At 67.4% G+C, this 15,634-nt stretch carries 12 protein-coding genes; all 12 read right to left on the bottom strand.

All coding sequences use genetic code 11. The features are described 5' to 3' along the window. Position 1 precedes the first annotated feature (1 nt). Positions 2-808, bottom strand: coding sequence for an MHYT domain-containing protein (locus LPH33_RS00060; RefSeq protein ID WP_229566624.1), 807 nt, complete (start codon positions 806-808; stop codon positions 2-4). Positions 809-968: 160 nt separating this feature from the next. Further along, positions 969-1,808, bottom strand: coding sequence for an MHYT domain-containing protein (locus LPH33_RS00055; protein ID WP_420714468.1), 840 nt, complete (start codon positions 1,806-1,808; stop codon positions 969-971). Between the two features lie 145 nt (positions 1,809-1,953). Continuing rightward, positions 1,954-2,766: an MHYT domain-containing protein gene (locus LPH33_RS00050; RefSeq protein WP_229566622.1), complete on the bottom strand. Its 813-nt coding sequence runs from the start codon at positions 2,764-2,766 to the stop codon at positions 1,954-1,956. Then, the gene (locus LPH33_RS00045; RefSeq protein ID WP_016691076.1) at positions 2,766-3,320 is read right to left on the bottom strand and encodes a GTP-binding protein; all 555 of its coding nucleotides are present in this window, start codon (positions 3,318-3,320) and stop codon (positions 2,766-2,768) included. Before LPH33_RS00045 ends, LPH33_RS00050 begins: the two co-directional genes overlap by 1 nt. A 13-nt stretch (positions 3,321-3,333) precedes the next feature. Next, entirely contained in the window at positions 3,334-3,708 is a 375-nt protein-coding gene (locus tag LPH33_RS00040) for a DUF742 domain-containing protein (protein ID WP_006550918.1), read from the bottom strand. A gap of 13 nt (positions 3,709-3,721) precedes the next feature. Next, the gene (locus LPH33_RS00035) at positions 3,722-4,138 is read right to left on the bottom strand and encodes a roadblock/LC7 domain-containing protein (protein WP_006550917.1); all 417 of its coding nucleotides are present in this window, start codon (positions 4,136-4,138) and stop codon (positions 3,722-3,724) included. Beyond that, positions 4,135-7,764, bottom strand: a complete 3,630-nt coding sequence (locus LPH33_RS00030; RefSeq protein WP_229566621.1) for an ATP-binding protein — start codon at positions 7,762-7,764, stop codon at positions 4,135-4,137. The genes LPH33_RS00035 and LPH33_RS00030 overlap by 4 nt, the downstream gene beginning before the upstream one ends. Before the next feature lie 362 nt (positions 7,765-8,126). Further along, the gene (gene gyrB, locus LPH33_RS00025) at positions 8,127-10,163 is read right to left on the bottom strand and encodes a DNA topoisomerase (ATP-hydrolyzing) subunit B (protein ID WP_229566620.1); all 2,037 of its coding nucleotides are present in this window, start codon (positions 10,161-10,163) and stop codon (positions 8,127-8,129) included. A 215-nt stretch (positions 10,164-10,378) separates the two neighbouring features. Continuing rightward, positions 10,379-10,951, bottom strand: a complete 573-nt coding sequence (locus tag LPH33_RS00020; RefSeq protein ID WP_060652413.1) for a DUF721 family protein — start codon at positions 10,949-10,951, stop codon at positions 10,379-10,381. Next, positions 10,948-12,180, bottom strand: coding sequence for a DNA replication/repair protein RecF (gene recF, locus LPH33_RS00015; RefSeq protein WP_229566619.1), 1,233 nt, complete (start codon positions 12,178-12,180; stop codon positions 10,948-10,950). The genes LPH33_RS00020 and recF overlap by 4 nt, the downstream gene beginning before the upstream one ends. A gap of 22 nt (positions 12,181-12,202) precedes the next feature. Beyond that, positions 12,203-13,387, bottom strand: coding sequence for a DNA polymerase III subunit beta (gene dnaN / locus LPH33_RS00010; RefSeq protein WP_026060921.1), 1,185 nt, complete (start codon positions 13,385-13,387; stop codon positions 12,203-12,205). A 501-nt stretch (positions 13,388-13,888) separates the two neighbouring features. Next, positions 13,889-15,562 (bottom strand): chromosomal replication initiator protein DnaA, encoded by a 1,674-nt coding sequence (gene dnaA / locus LPH33_RS00005; RefSeq protein ID WP_420714507.1) that lies wholly within the window; start codon positions 15,560-15,562, stop codon positions 13,889-13,891. Positions 15,563-15,634 lie beyond the last annotated feature (72 nt).

Below are 15,634 nucleotides of genomic sequence, written 5' to 3'. Positions count from 1 at the left end.
CTCACATGTGGGATCCGGTGACCGGGTCGCGGTCCACCTGCCGTTCGACCTCCGACGCCCACTGTTCGAGCCGAGCGTCGCGCACGGCGTCCTCCGGGTCGGAGGCGAGCAGCAGCGCGGTGATCGGCACGGCCAGGACGATGATGCCGAGCACGAACGCCGGGAACAGCAGCGACATCACGGTCATGCCTTCGGGCGCGGGCATGCTCGGATCGAGGGTGACCCGCACGCCGGCCATGCCGGTGTAGTGCAGCGCCACGACCGCGCATCCCATGACGAAGGCCGCAACGACGCGGATCTCGAGACGCCGCGCGCGGCGGGCCAGCGCGAGCGCGGCGGTGGAGGCGACGACGCCGATGATCACCGACGCGATGACGTACCCCGTCTCGTGTTCGATCGTGCCGCGGATGCGGATGGCGAACATTCCGCTGTAGTGCATCATGCTCACGGCCGCGCCCATCAGCAGACCGCCGATGAGCAACCGCACCGATTCGGGAATGCGGTGCTTGCTGACGTCGTGCACGTCGGCGATCCGCAGACCCACGAGGGTCGCGACGACGGCGAGCACGACGGAGAAGACCGTCGGCGCCAGTTCGTATCGGATGGTCGTACCCGGCACGGAGAAGCCCATCATGCCGATGAAGTGCATGAGCCAGATGCCCACGCCGCCGATGGACAACGACGCCATGAGGAGCCACCAGTTACCACTGCGCCGCGGCTCTTCGAGCGACCGCCGGACACAGGACAATCCGACGAAGGAACCCATCACAGCGGTGGCGTAGGAGAGGAAGAATACCCACATCCCCATGGAGAAATGGTGTACGTCGTGCGACACGTGAGGTCCTCACAGCGGCGCGCTGTCACCTCCGCGCTCGGAGGGCACGCGCCACGACCTACCCGATGCGGGCTGCACCCCGACTTTCCAGCAGCGTAAGCGACCTTATCGCACTGTGGGCGTTCACATCACATCACCGTTTCACATGTCGTCCGTAGGGACGGGAGGCCGTCTCGGGGCCGTCCCCACCGAGCCAGGTCGCCACCTCCCGCTCCTGCTCGAGGTCCTGTGTGCTCGCCGATGCCATCAGAGCTACGACCGGCACCGCGAGCAGCGCGACACCGATGATGAATCCGGGGAACAGCAGGGTCATGATGGTCATCCCCTCCGGATTCGGAGCGGACGGATCGACGGTCACCGCGATCCCGGCCATGCCCGTGTAGTGCAGTGCCACCACGGCGCATCCCATGACGGCGGCGGCCGGGATCCGCACGGCCGGCCGTTTCGCGACCCGCGACAGCCACAACGCGACGATCGACGCGACGACACCGATCGCCACGGACGCTGCGACGTACGACCGTCCCTGCTCGAGTTCGCCCTGGATCCGTACCGCGGCCATACCGCTGTAATGCATGCCGGCGACGGCGAAGCCCATGATCACACCACCGACGAGGAGCCGGACATCCGACGGCAGCCCGCGGATCCACTGCAGGTCGGTGTCGAGGATCCGCAATCCGAACAGTGTGGCCGTCACGGCGAGCGCGACCGACAGCAGCGTCAGTCCGAGGTCGTAACGGATCGCGGAACCGGGTACATCGAAGCCCATCATCCCGATGAAGTGCATCAACCAGATTCCGACGCCCCCGATGGACAGGGCTGCCATGAGTGTCCATCGGGTCCGGGCGACCGACGTCCATGCGTTCGCAGCCTTGCGCGCGCAGGACAGACCGGCATAGCACCCGACCGCGGACGTGATGTAGGCAAGGGCGAAAAGCCAACCGCCCATGGAGAAATGGTGAACCTCGTGCGACATGTTGCCCCCAGGAAGCGGCACGCACGGCGCATCGGTCCGTGTCGTGCCGAGTAGACCGACAGCGACCCCCGACGCTGCGCAGAAGACTACTCCACTTCCGGGATTTCAACCAGATGTGTTGACTTACAACATTTTCGGACGATATTCAGAAGATCCGACCGTCGACGGGTTCTGCCGGGCCGTCCGCCGCCCACCGCTCGGATTCCTCTTCCAGTTCCGCCGCAAGACGATCCGGGGCCTGGAGCACCAGGACGATCGGAACGGCCAGCAGTAACAGGCCGACGACGAAGAGCGGGAAGAGAATCGAGAAGACCTCGATCCCACCGGAGACCACCACGGCAGGGTCGATCTCCACACGGACCGACGCGGCAGCGAGGAAGTGCACCGCGATCACGGCGGCGCCGGCCAACGCGCTGCTCAGCAGGCGCTTGGGCCACGTGTCTGCGGTCTTCACCTGGGCCAGGAAGCCCACGGCCGTCGCGGTCGCCAGCCCCACCGCTGCGGCGCCCCAGAGGGGATCGAAGGTCAGCGATCCCTGGATCCGCACCGCTGCGAGGACCGAGAACGGCACGCCCGCGAGGCCGGCGCCCAGCACGAGAGCACCCGTGACCGTCCGGGCGAGAGTGGTGGGAGCGTTGTTCGGAATCGCGACGAGCAGCGCCACGTACACCGACACCAGCGCGACGAGCATCGAGAACACGATGGTGACGGTGTCGAACCGCACCACGCTGTCCTCGACGTTGAAGCCCGCCATCGGCAGGAACATGGCGAGCCAGACACCCACGCCACCGCTCACCAGAGCAGCGAGAATCATCCAGTACGAATGCAACCGGTCGCTGGAGGTGGTGCGGACCCGTCGAGCACCGGTGACACCGACGAACACCCCGACCGCCGAGGTCAGATAGGCAAGGACCGTGACCCACGAGCCCATCGTGAAGAGTTCGAGGCCCTCCCCCATTACTGGGTCACCGGCTGGTGCAGCTTCCGCAGAGCGTATTCGGTGACGGTGACCAGAGCCTGCTTTGCCGACTCACGTGCTCGCGCATCGATCGACACGATCGGCACATCCGCCGAGATCGCCATCGCCTGACGGATGTCCTCGAGCGGGTACCGGGGAGCATCGTCGAATTCGTTGATGGCGACGATGAACGGGAGATTGCGCGCCTCGAAGAAGTCGACGGCGGCGAAGCTCTCGTCCAGGCGGCGCGTATCGATCAGCACGATGGCACCGATGGCGCCGCGGATCAGGTCGTCCCACATGAACCAGAAGCGGTGCTGTCCGGGCGTGCCGAACAGGTAGAGGACGAGGTCGTCGGCCAGACTGATACGACCGAAGTCCATGGCGACCGTGGTGGTCGCCTTCTGCGGTGTCGCAGAGAGGTTGTCGACGCCGTCGCTGGCGTTCGTCACGAGCGCCTCGGTACGAAGCGGCACGATTTCCGACACCGCCCCGACCAGAGTCGTCTTACCGACACCGAAGCCTCCGGCGATCACGATCTTGGTCGAGGTCACGCGCTTCGTGGCGTTAGAGTTCGCGAAGTCCACTGAGGACCCTTTCAATCAGCTCACGACGCTCCGCGTCGCTCGAATCGTCTTTCAGCGTGGCCAGGATCTGTACGTGTCCGGCTTCGACGAGATCGGCGACGAGCACGCGTGCCACACCGATCGGCACCCCCACGCGCGCGGCGATCTCTGCGACGGAGGGTGATTCCTTGCACAGCTCCAGGATCGTGGCGTTGATGTTGTCCAGATCCCGGGACCGATCGTCGGTTCCCGGAATGGCCTGGATGAGCGCCTCCAACGCCAGTTCGACCGCAGGACTCGTACGTCCCGAAGTCAGGGAGTAGGGCCGGACCAGACTGGGCTGGTCCGGCACCGACTCCGGCTTCCGCGATTCCATGGCCACCTCGACGTCAGGACCCTAGACCGACCCGCGGGGTGGCTTCGACCGAAGCACCCACTCGATCGACCAGGAGCGCCATCTCGTAACCGACCTGTCCGATGTCGCACTCGGAGGCGGTCAGAGCCGCCAGGTGCGAGCCGTCGCCGACGCTCATCAGCAGCAGGTAGCCGTGCTGCATCTCCACGACGGACTGCAGCACACCCCCGCCGTCGAACAGCTGCGACACACCGTTGGACAGGCTGGCCAGGCCAGAGGTCACCGCAGCGAGCTGCTCGGCACGATCCACCGGGAGGTGGGCGCTGGCGGCCATGAGCAGACCGTCGGCGGACACGAGCACGGCATGCGAGACACCCGGGACTTCGCGCGCGAAGTTGGAAACCAACCAGTCCAATGGACGAGCTGCGTCGGATCCATGATCAATATTCATCGAACTCCCTGTTCGTCGTTCTCGCGATTGCTGGAATTCGCCGAGGCGCGTCCGTTGCGGACACCCTGCTGATGGCGGCTCAAGTTGGCCCGGATGGCTTCCGGGTCTCGGCGTCGAATGGTCCTCGGCAGCTCACCCGTTGCCGGTGCCCGGACGGCACCCGGCACCAGACGCTCGCCGGGAGCGCGCCGCGGAAGACCCGCGGTGGTGTGTTCCTCCACGGGGGCCTCGGTAGCACGCTGTGCGGCTTCCCAACCCGCGTCCGCCGCGGAGCGCCACTCCCGCTTCCTGCGGTCCTCCGGAAGGCTCGTCGGGTCGACGAGCCAGTCCGACATCATCGTGGTGAAGATCGGGGTGTTCGCCGGCTGCGGACGGGCCGACGCAAGGTCGGACCGCGGCTGGAAGAACGATGCCGTCTTCGCCGAGTTGGTCCGGTAGCGATGGCGGGCCGCCTGCTGCGCGTCGCTGTGCGGCGAGACGGAGCCACCGTCGGCGAGGCTCGGACCGGAGACCGCTGCAGCCGAATCGGGTTCGGAACCGTTGGTCGACGCAGCCGGCCGCTGAGGAAGCCCCGGCGTGCTGCCCGGCTGACGACGCGGCAGACCGGGCGTGCTGCCCGGACGGCGCTGCGGAAGACCCGACGAGGGTTCCTGCTGTGGACGGTCCGCGTCCTGCGCAGGGGCGCGCTGTGCGTCCGGCGCGGGGGCGGGCTGGGGCAGGTCGGGACGGTTCGGTGCGTCCGGCCGGCCCGCGGAGTCGCCACCTGCGAGCGGTCCCGCCGACGGCTGCTGCGGCCGGTTCTGCGGAACGGACGGGGACGATCCGGAAGCCCGTCCCGGCAGGCCGGGAGTCGCGCCCGGCCGACGCTGAGGAAGACCGGGGGACGCGGGTCGCTGCTGCGGGGCGGGTGCACGATGCGCCGAGCCCTGCTGGGGCTCACGGACCGGCAAGGACTGCGACTGCGACTGCTGGGATTCCGTCGGTGACAGACCCGGTGTGGCACCGGGACGACGCTGCGGAAGACCCGAAAGCCCTTCCCGGCGAGACCGATCGGCGTCGGGTCGCGGCCCGGCACCGTTGCGGCCGTCGCCGTTGCGGCCGTCGAACGGGTGACCGTTGGTCTCGTCCGGCCCGCGACGAGGACCGCGCGGAGGCAGCGACGACGCGAAGGCTGCTGCGGCGTCCGGCTCGATCCGGCGCGGCTGCGGCGACCGGGGTGGAGTCGGGAGACCCGGCGTCTCGCCCGGCTGACGCGTGGGCAGACCCGGAGTTCCACCCGGGCGACGCTGCGGAAGACCCGACGGGCCGAATTCGCGGGATACCGGCGGTGCCTGATTGTCGCGCGGCGACGGTGCCTGATTGTCGCGCGGCGACGGTGCCTGATTGTCGCGCGGCGGCTGTCCCTGCGGCTCGCGGGGCGGCGGCGCCTGGAAAGACGCCGCGGACGGGGAGAACTCGTTCCGTCCCGCCTCGCGCTGCGGCTCGTCGCGATGCTCGTCCTCGTAGGACGGCTCCGCATCCCGTGCGGCGGAAGCGGTCTCGTCGACATCGTCGGCGTAGCCGTTGTTCGCGTAGCCGTTGTCGTAGGCATCGTCGGACTCGTCCGCACGGACATCGTCGGCGGAGTCGACCTGCTGCGAGGACGCGTACTCGTGCCGGTCGTCGGCCGCGGGCAGACCCTGCTGGACGACGGGCGCCGAGAGCGCCTGCGGTGCCGAGTACTCCTCCGCCTCGATCTCGATGCGGGACTGAGGACCGGTGTGCGACAAAGCCAACGGGGAGACCAGCAGGACGTCCGGGATGTGGACGCTCGCGGTGATACCCGGGTTGCGTGCGGTGTCGAAGGTCGGGCGCAGGCGCACGGTGAGACCGTGCCGCTCGGCCAGTCGCGAGACCACGAACAGACCCATGTGGCGTGCGGTGTCGGGACCGACCTCGCCGCCCTTGGCGAGACGCTGGTTGATGGACTCGAGTTCGTCGGCCGGGATACCGATACCGCGGTCGGCGATCTCGACGAGCAGGCCGCCGTCGACGGCACGCGCGAAGCTGAAGGTGACGTTGCTGTCGGGCGGCGACGCGCGCAGCGAGTTGTCGACCAGCTCGGCGAGCAGATGCACGATGTCGGTCGCGACCGCGCCGCTGAGGGCACCGTCGGGAGTCGAACCGATCTGCACGCGCTGGTAGTCCTCGACCTCCGACATCGCAGCGCGCAGGATGTCGCCGAGCTGCACGGGCGCGGAGTGACCGCGGCGCATGCGGGTACCGGAGAGAATCAGCAGGTTGTCGCCGTTCCGGCGCATACGCGCGGCGAGGTGGTCGAGGCGGAACAGGCTCTCGAGTCGGGCCGGATCCTTCTCCTCGTACTCGAGTCGTTCGATGAGGCCGAGCTGCTGCTCGACGAGCGACTTGGAGCGACGTGCGAGTGTCTCGAACATGTCGCTGATCTGCAGGCGGAGGTGCGCCTGCTCGCCGGCGAGGCGCAGTGCCTGCCCGTGCATGTCGTCGACGGCGCGGGCGAGCTGACCGATCTCCTCGGTGGTGTGCACCGGGACCCGGGTGAACTCGATGTCCTCGATGTTGTCGCCGACCTTGATGCGGTCGATGGCCTCGGGCAGCTCCTGCCGCGCGACCTTCAGCGTGCCGTAACGCAGGCGGCGGATCGGGCCGACCAGTGAGCGGGACACGAGCAGTGCGAGCACGAGGGCCGCGAGCAGGGCTGCGAGCACGATCGCGGTGTCGCGGAGAGCGGCCGAGCGGGTTTCCGCGGCGCGGTCCTGGATCGTGGTGCTGACCTGCGACGACGCTTCGTCGATGATGGTGCCGTAGATGTCGACACTGTTGAGCAGCGACGCGCGGATGTTGAGGATCGGGAGCGGACCGGAACCGGCCGCGTCGACCATGTCGGCACGTTCCTGGACGCCGGCCCGCAGTTCGGCGATCTGCTGATCGGCCATCGGGTAGGAGCGGGCGAGCAGGTCGAGCATCGCGAGCTCGGCGCCGGAGGCGGACACCAGCGCGGTGCCCGGCTTGGTCGGGTCGGCGAGGAGCTGGAGCACACCGAGCACCTGACCGAACAGATAGCGCTGCGAGTACCAGGCGTTGATCAGCTGGTCGCCGTAGATGAGGATCTCGCGGTCGTCGACCTCGTCGAGGATCGCTTCGACGATGCGGTTCAGGCTGTCACGAACCTCGTTGGTGACGGCGCTGATCTCTTCGACCGGAACGGGCCCGGCCTGCAGTTTCGTGTAGAGCGACTGCGCGGAGGCAGCAGTACGGCTCAGGTCGGCGGTGACCGCCGGATCGAGTTCGGGATTCTCCGTGACGGAGGCGATGGTTCCGAAGGAGTCGCCGAGCGCCGCCATCTCCTCGGGAGTCACCGTCCCGGCGGCGGCACTCGCGGTGGCGGTGGCGAACGCCGTCGAGAACTCGACGATGTCCGGCACGGCCGCGACCTGGTCGGCCGCGGACGAGAAGTGGACGGCGTTGCTGAGCTCGTTCTCGACACGAAGACCACCGAGGACCATTGCCACGGTCACGGGGACAGCGAGAACTGCGGTGACCTTCCTGCGAAGACCCCACCCCTCGATGTTCCACCACCGCTGCTGGGGCGGCGACTTGTCACTCATGGATTACAGCTCTCCTTCCACCCCGTCCGCGCCGGGCGACGAGCACCAGTCGGCACTGCACTCCTTATGAGCGCCTTTTCGATCGAGTGCAGTCGAACGAGACGTTTCGGGTGAGGGCACCATATCGGGACATACAGCGGATACGGAAGAGTGAGTCCTTCCCGCACCCCCGCGCTGCCCCGGCCCCCTCTTCGGCAGCCACACGTACAGATGGCCGACTGGAGTGTACTCACGAGTAACGAAGAAGGCTAACCGCCCTTCCATATTCCCGGTGCACGACATGCGAACCCCCGCTGTGATTTACGGCACAGCGGGGGTTCGGATGCAGATTCGGTCTCCGCATCGAGCGGAGCCGATGGCGATCAGACGTCGAGGAAGCGGACGTCCTTCGCGTTACGGGTGATGAAGCTGCGTCGTGCCGCGACGTCCTCACCCATCAGGACGCTGAACAGCTCGTCGGCGGCAGCGGCGTCGTCGAGGGTCACCTGACGCAGGATGCGGACGCTCGGATCCATGGTGGTCTCCCACAGCTCCTTGGCGTTCATCTCACCGAGGCCCTTGTAGCGCTGGATGCCGTCGTCCTTGTTGATCCTCTTGCCGGCCTTCAGACCCGCCTCGAGCAGGGCGTCGCGCTCGCGGTCGGAGTATGCGAACTCCGGCTCGCTGCGCTGCCACTTGAGCTTGTACAGCGGCGGCTGCGCCAGGAAGACGTGGCCTTCCTCGACCAGCGGCCGCATGAAGCGGAAGAGCAGCGTGAGCAGCAGCGTCGCGATGTGCTGACCGTCGACGTCGGCGTCGGCCATCAGGACGATCTTGTGGTACCGCAGCTTCGAGATGTCGAATTCCTCGTGGATGCCGGTACCGAACGCCGTGATGATCGACTGGACCTCGGCGTTCTTGAGGACCTTGTCGATGCGGGCCTTCTCGACGTTGATGATCTTGCCGCGCAGCGGAAGGATCGCCTGGTACATCGAGTCGCGACCCGACTTGGCGGAGCCACCCGCGGAGTCGCCCTCCACGATGTAGATCTCGCACTTGCTCGGGTCCTTCGACCGGCAGTCAGCGAGCTTGCCGGGTAGACCACCGATGTCGGTCGCGCTCTTGCGGCGGACGAGCTCGCGCGCCTTACGAGCGGCGACACGCGCGTGCGCCGACGACACGGCCTTGGTGACGATCGTCTTCGCGTCGGCCGGGTTGGCCTCGAACCAGTGCGAGATGTGCTCGTTGCACGCCTTCTGCACGAAGGACTTCACCTCGGTGTTGCCGAGCTTGGTCTTCGTCTGGCCCTCGAACTGCGGCTCACCGACCTTGACGGAGATGATCGCCGCGAGACCCTCACGGATGTCGTCGCCCGTGAGATTCGGGTCCTTGTCCTTGAGGAGCTTCTTGTCCTTCGCGTAGCGGTTGACGACCGTGGTCAGCGCCGCACGGAAGCCTTCCTCGTGCGTACCGCCCTCGTGGGTGTTGATGGTGTTGGCGAAGGTGTGGACGGACTCGGAGTAACCCGAGTTCCACTGCATCGCGACCTCGAGTTCGTGGCCGGTGCCCTTGGCGGTGAACCCGACGACGGAGTTGTGGATCGGCGACTTCGTACGGTTGATGTGGCGCACGTAGTCCTCGAGACCACCCGGGTAGTGGTAGGTACGGACCTTGACCTTGTGCGCCTCGGGCTCGGTGGCCTCGACGGCCTGGTCCTCGGCGGTCTTCGGCGCCTCGGCGGTCTCCGGGACGTCCTCGTCGGTGACCTCTTCGGGAGCGACCCGCTCGTCGGTGAGGGTGATGGTCAGTCCCTTGTTGAGGAACGCCATCTCCTGCAGGCGACGCGCGACGGTCTCGAAGTTGAAAGTCGTGGTCTCGAAGATCTCCGGGTCCGGCCAGAAGCGGACGGTGGTACCGGTCCGCTTGGTGGCCTCTCCGCGGACGAGCTCGCCCGGCTTCGAGGCGGTGTACGTCTGCTCCCAGTGGTAGCCGTCGTTGTCGATCTCGACCTCGAGGGTCGTGGACAGGGCGTTCACCACGGAGATACCGACACCGTGCAGACCGCCCGAGACGGCGTAGGCATCGGAGTCGAACTTGCCGCCGGCGTGCAGCTGGGTGAGGACGACCTCGACCGTGGGGGCGCCGGAGGCGTGCATACCGACCGGGATACCGCGACCGTCGTCGACGACCTGGACACCACCGTCGGCGAGGAGGGTGACCTCGACCTTCGACGCGTAACCGGCCATGGCCTCGTCGACCGAGTTGTCGACGACCTCCCAGATCAGGTGGTGCAGGCCACGCTCTCCGGTGGAACCGATGTACATACCGGGGCGCTTGCGCACCGCCTCGAGACCCTCGAGGACGGTGATGGACGACGCACCGTACTCATTCTTGTTGTTGTTCGACTTCTGGGCAGCCACGGGTGGGTAGCTCTCCTTCTCCGATCGGCCCCGCGCACGCGCGCGACGCATTCCTGTCCATCCTACGTGCCCGTGAGCCTTGTGCCGGAGTGGACACGAAAGCGGGCGTTCCGCACCGCTGACGTCCCCGTAGCGGCCCCTTTGCGCCCCGAACAGCGTGATTTCCTACACGCTTCGATTTTCGCCCCTCGTACGGCCGGGGAGCGAGTCCGGGATCACCCGTAGGTGTCGCGCGGTCCGCGGCCTCGGATGTGGCGTTCGCCCTTCCGCCAGCTCGGAGCCGTCGGGCCGGTGATCCGCAGTTCCTTGACCACCCCGTGCCCCACGGCCGCGGCGATCTTGGCAAGGATCTGCGATTGCATCATCCGCAGCTGGGTCGCCCAGGCCGTCGACTCGGCCGAGACGTGCAGGATCCCGTCGCGCAGCGTGGTCGGCTGGGCATGGCTCGCGATGTCGTCGCCGACGACCCGCGCCCAGCTCCCCATGACGGTGCCCTCGGACACGTGCGCCGACCAGCCCCGTTGCTTGGACAGCGACTGCGCGAGCGAACCGAGGGTCTGGGGATCGCGGTCGTCCGGCCCCGGCCCCGACCAGCCGCGACGTCGGCGTTTCGGGCGCAGCGGCCCGCGCGACGCGCGTCCCTGGCCGACGGCCTTGCCGCTCGCCTTCGCGGCAGCTCGAGCCTCCTCGAGCGCGCGACGGGCCAGATCGATGCCCTTCAGCTCCGGCTCGTCCGCGCCGCGCTCCGGTCCGGCACCGCGTTCGGGACCTGCTTGTTCGTCGTTCATCCGACCTCCCCGGTGATCGGGTCCGTCTCCCGTTGCACCGATCCCAGCACAGAGATACGACCTTCTTCGGTGTCCTCGGCATGCACGGGGAACCGGGCGCCGTTCAGCTCGGCCGGCACGTCCTCCGGCACGGCCGCCGTGATCAGCACCTGTTCGGCCGTCGTGGCGACCTCCGCGAGGGCGGATCGGCGTCGTCGGTCGAGTTCGGCGAAGACGTCGTCGAGCATGAGGACCGGATCGGTACCGTCGGTGCGCAGCAGGGCGAACGCCCCGAGCCGCAGCGCGAGCGCGAACGACCACGATTCGCCGTGGCTCGCATAGCCTTTCGCAGGCTCGGCACCGAGCATCAGGTCGAGATCGTCGCGGTGGGGTCCGACGAGGCAGACGCCGCGTTCGATCTCCTTCGACCGCACCTCCGCGAGGCGGTGGAGGAAGACGGTCTCGAGAAACTCCCGGTCGTCCGGCGCCGGCACGCGAGCCGGATCGGAGAATTCCGGCGGCAGCGCGTCGGCCAGACTGCTGCGATAACGGAGGCTCGCCGGACGCGACTCGGGCACGATCGACCGGTACGCCTCGGACACGTGCGGGGCCAGTTCGTGCAGCAACGCGATGCGTGCGGCGAGCAGTTCGGCTCCGTGGGCCGCGAGATGGCCGTCCCACACGTCGAGGGTCGCCAGAGCGCTCGCCCCGTCGCTCGAGCGGCTCCCCCGCCGCAGTGCTCCCCCGGCGGTCTTGAGCAGGGCGGACCGTTGGCGCAGCACCTTGTCGTAGTCGGCCCGCACCCCACTCATCCGCGGGAAACGCGTGCTGAGCAGCTCGTCGAGGAACCGTCGGCGGTCGCCCGGGTCGCCGCGCACGAGCGACAGATCCTCCGGTGCGAAGAGCACCGTGCGGAGGATGCCGAGGATCTCTCGAGGACGCCGGGCCGGCGACTGGTTGATCCGCGCCCGGTTCTGCTTGCCCTCGTTGATCTCGATGTCGATACCGAGCTCACGACCGTTGTTGACGACCAGCGCCCCGGCGAACGCCCGCGACGTGCCGGCGCGCAGCAGCGGGCCGTCGGAGGACACCCGGTGCGACGACAGTGTCGACAGATATCCGAGGGCCTCGAGCAGGTTGGTCTTCCCGTGTCCGTTGCGCCCGACGAAGACCGTCGCCCCCGGAGTGAGGTCGGCGGAAACCGTTCTCCACGAACGGAAGTCGCGCAGCGAAAAGGTGCGAACGTACACGGGGGTCCAGTCTCGGGGCCGGTCAGCCCGGCAGGCGCACCGGCATCAGCAGATAGGTGTAATCGCTGTCCGGAGCGGCGAACGTACCCGAGGAATCCGGCACGGGCTCCTCGTCGAGTGCCGGTCGCAGCACGGCCGGACGACTCGAGGTGGTGAACCCGAACGAGACCTTGTCGGTGTGCAGCGACGTCAGGCCGTCGAGCAGGTAGCCCGGGTTGAACGCGATGATCAGCGGCTCACCGAAGAACTCCGCGGGATGCGATTCCTCGGCGCGGCCGGCGTCGTCGCCACCGGCGGACAGCATCACGCTGCCCTCGGTGAACTCGAGTCGGACCTGGGCACCGCGCTCGGCGACCAGCGCGACACGCTTGATCGCGTCGACCAGCGGTGCGATCTCGACGGTCGCCATCGCGGTGTGCTCGTTGGGGAGCAACTGGCGGAACTTGGGGAATTCGGCGTCGAGCAGGCGCGTGGTGGTGCGGCGACCTTCGGCGACGATGCCGAGCAGGCCCTCGGCGCCCACCGACGACCCGCTGCCGAGAGCGAGCTGGACCGGGGAGTTGGACGACCCGCCAACAGTTTTCGCGGCCTCGGAGAGGGTCTTGGCAGGCACGAGCACGGCCGAGCTGGTGGACTCTGCGGTGGGCATCCACTCGAGCTTGCGCACTGCGAGACGGAAACGGTCGGTGGCCGCGAGCACCATGTCGGTGCCCTCGATCTCCACCCGGATGCCCGTGAGCATGGGGAGCGTGTCGTCCTTGCCGGCGGCGACGGCGACCTGGCTGATGGCCTCGGCGAACAGATCGCCGGAGAGCGCACCGGTCTGCTGCGGGAGCTCGGGCAGCTGCGGGTAGTCCTCCACAGGCATGGTGGGGAGCGAGAACTTCGCGCTACCGCACGTGATGAGCACGCGGGTGCCGTCGAGCACGACATCCACAGGCTTGTGGGGCAACGCGCGGGTGATGTCGGCGAGCAGCTTGCCGGACACCAGCACCTGACCGGGGGTGATGACCTCGGCCGAGACGTGGACCTGCGCGGATACCTCGTAGTCGAAGCCCGAGACCGTCAGCCCGCGTTCGTCGGCTCCGAGCAGGACACCGCCCAGGACGGGAACGGGGGGTCGCGACGGAAGGCTTCGGGCAACCCATGCAACGGAATCAGCGAAGTCCTCGCGAGGCACACGAAACTTCATACTTCCCAGCTCCATCGCCCGGTGGATCCCTTCGATCGTGGTCTCGACAAGTCTACGAAGTCTGTCACAGAACCCCGACACCGATGAGGCGGAGCCGGGGGATGCGGGTCCACGTTATGCCTTCCCTCGCTGCTTGGAAAGCCGGGAGGCTCGAGGCGTGAGCCTCACTCGAGGGCCTGTGGACCGACGCTCTCCACACACCTGTTTTGAAAGAAGATTTCTGAAGAGAACTCACAGAAGTAGTAATAGGGCCTGTGGAATCTGTGGACGAACGACCGTCTAGGCTGGTGGGGCGACGTTCTCGAGGGGGTCGAACTCGAGGATGAACTCGAGGAGTTCTCGAGGACGAATGTGGATTCCTCGAGACTGTTCATTCTTTGTCCACCGTTCGTCCACAAAGATCCCACGTTCTGCACACCCTTGTCCACAGGTGTGAGGACCGGAAATTTCTCGAGATACGGGACAGGGAGCGCCCTGTGGACGCTCCCTGTGGATGGAAACTCGAGGCTCGAGGAATCAGCGCTTGGACCGCTGCTTGATACGCGCGGTGAGCTCCTGCACCTGGTCGTAGACCTTGCGGCGCTCGGTCATCTCCTTGCGAATCTTCTTGTCCGCATACATGACTGTGGTGTGGTCGCGACCGAAGGTCTGCCCGATCTTCGGCAGCGACAGGTCGGTGAGCTCGCGGCACAGATACATCGCGATCTGGCGGGCCTGCGCCAGCGGCCGTGCCTTCCCGGGCCCGCACAGGTCGTCGATCGACGTTCCGAAGTACTCCGCGGTCACGGCCATGATCGTGGCGGCATTGATCTCGAGAGCCGAGGAATCCGGCATCAGATCACGCAACACGACCTCGGCGAGGGTGAGATCGAGCGGCTGCCTGTTGAGCGACGCGAAGGCCGTCACACGGATCAGGGCACCCTCGAGTTCGCGGATGTTGCGTTCGATCCGGCTCGCGATCAGCTCGAGCACGTCGTGCGGCACGTTCAGGCCGTCCATGCGTGCCTTCTTCGACAGGATCGCGATGCGCGTCTCGAGTTCGGGAGGCTGGACGTCTGTGATCAGCCCCCACTCGAACCGGGTCCGCAGTCGTTCCTCGAGCGTCGCGAGCTGCTTCGGCGGCCGGTCGGACGAGACGACGATCTGCTTGTTGGCGTTGTGGAGGGTGTTGAAAGTGTGGAAGAACTCCTCCTGGATACCTTCCTTGCCCTCGATGAACTGGATGTCGTCGACGAGGAGGATGTCGGTCTCGCGGTAGCGCCGCTTGAACGCGACCTTGCGGTCGTCGCGGAGGCTGTTGATGAAGTCGTTCGTGAACTCCTCGGTGGAGACGTACTTCACCCGCATGCCCGGGAAGAGTCGCTGTGCATAGTGGCCGGCGGCGTGCAGCAGGTGGGTCTTCCCCAGACCCGAGGCACCCCAGATGAACAGCGGGTTGTAGGCCCGTGCCGGTGCCTCCGCGATCGCCACCGCCGCGGCGTGCGCGAACCGGTTCGAGGCACCGATCACGAAGGTGTCGAAGGTGTACTTCGCGTTGAGGCTGCTGCTGCCGATGGGCGGCGTCTCGGGCGGCGGGGGCTGGGTGAAATAGGACGGCCACGACTCGCGGACGGCGGTCATCGCCTCCCGGTCGTCGTCGACCTCCTCGAGTTCGCCGTGGTCGGCCTCGAGCATGTCGTGTTCGCGCGAGGAGATCAGGCGTCGCCGATAGGCCGCACCCTCACCGGGAAGCATGCCGTCCCGGGTGAATCCCCCGTCCATCGGCCCGACGCCGTCCCTGGCCACAGCCCCGTCCCGCGGGCCGGCGGCATCCCGGGGCATCGGAGGGTCGCGACGCAGATCACGGCTGCGGGCCTCTGCCGTGCGCGGGTCACGGCTGCGGGCCTCTGCCGTGCGCGGATTCACAGGCTGTGCATCTTCCGGCAGACCCTCGAGGGGCAACGTGTCGCGGGGTTCGGCGTAGGGATCCTCGGCGGGGTCGTCCACGCGTTCCCGCGGTTCGACGCGCACACCGAGACCCTCGACCCGGTGACCAAGGTGCCGGTTGAGGGTACGGAGGATGGGTTCGCGCAGATCGCGTTCGATCGATTGCTGGGCGAGGGTGGACGGCACCGAGAGCAGGGCGAATCCCTGTGCGAGCGTGATCGGTTTGACCAGCGCGAGCCATGCCTTCTGGCTCTTCGTCAGCATTCCGTCGTCGATGGTCAGCTCGGATACGACGTCCGTCCACACATCGGCCAGCGCGTTCGGCTCGTCGCTCAC

The organism is Rhodococcus sp. RDE2 (genome assembly GCF_020885655.1).
In the GTDB taxonomy this organism is placed as follows: domain Bacteria; phylum Actinomycetota; class Actinomycetes; order Mycobacteriales; family Mycobacteriaceae; genus Rhodococcus; species Rhodococcus pyridinivorans.
Note: the sequence above shows the minus strand (reverse complement) of the source record. Positions and strands in the feature narration are given on the sequence as shown.

Excerpts from the sequence above, each read along its gene's own strand:
- LPH33_RS00035 (WP_006550917.1), bottom strand. The coding sequence starts at position 4,138 with ATGAATATTGATCATGGATCCGACGCAGCTCGTCCATTGGACTGGTTG.
- LPH33_RS00050 (WP_229566622.1), bottom strand. The coding sequence starts at position 2,766 with ATGGGGGAGGGCCTCGAACTCTTCACGATGGGCTCGTGGGTCACGGTC.
- LPH33_RS00030 (WP_229566621.1), bottom strand. The coding sequence starts at position 7,764 with ATGAGTGACAAGTCGCCGCCCCAGCAGCGGTGGTGGAACATCGAGGGG.
- LPH33_RS00020 (WP_060652413.1), bottom strand. The coding sequence starts at position 10,951 with ATGAACGACGAACAAGCAGGTCCCGAACGCGGTGCCGGACCGGAGCGC.
- LPH33_RS00060 (WP_229566624.1), bottom strand. The coding sequence starts at position 808 with ATGGGGATGTGGGTATTCTTCCTCTCCTACGCCACCGCTGTGATGGGT.
- dnaA (WP_420714507.1), bottom strand. The coding sequence starts at position 15,562 with ATGCTGACGAAGAGCCAGAAGGCATGGCTCGCGCTGGTCAAACCGATC.
- LPH33_RS00055 (WP_420714468.1), bottom strand. The coding sequence starts at position 1,808 with ATGTCGCACGAGGTTCACCATTTCTCCATGGGCGGTTGGCTTTTCGCC.
- dnaN (WP_026060921.1), bottom strand. The coding sequence starts at position 13,387 with ATGGAGCTGGGAAGTATGAAGTTTCGTGTGCCTCGCGAGGACTTCGCT.
- LPH33_RS00040 (WP_006550918.1), bottom strand. The coding sequence starts at position 3,708 with ATGGAATCGCGGAAGCCGGAGTCGGTGCCGGACCAGCCCAGTCTGGTC.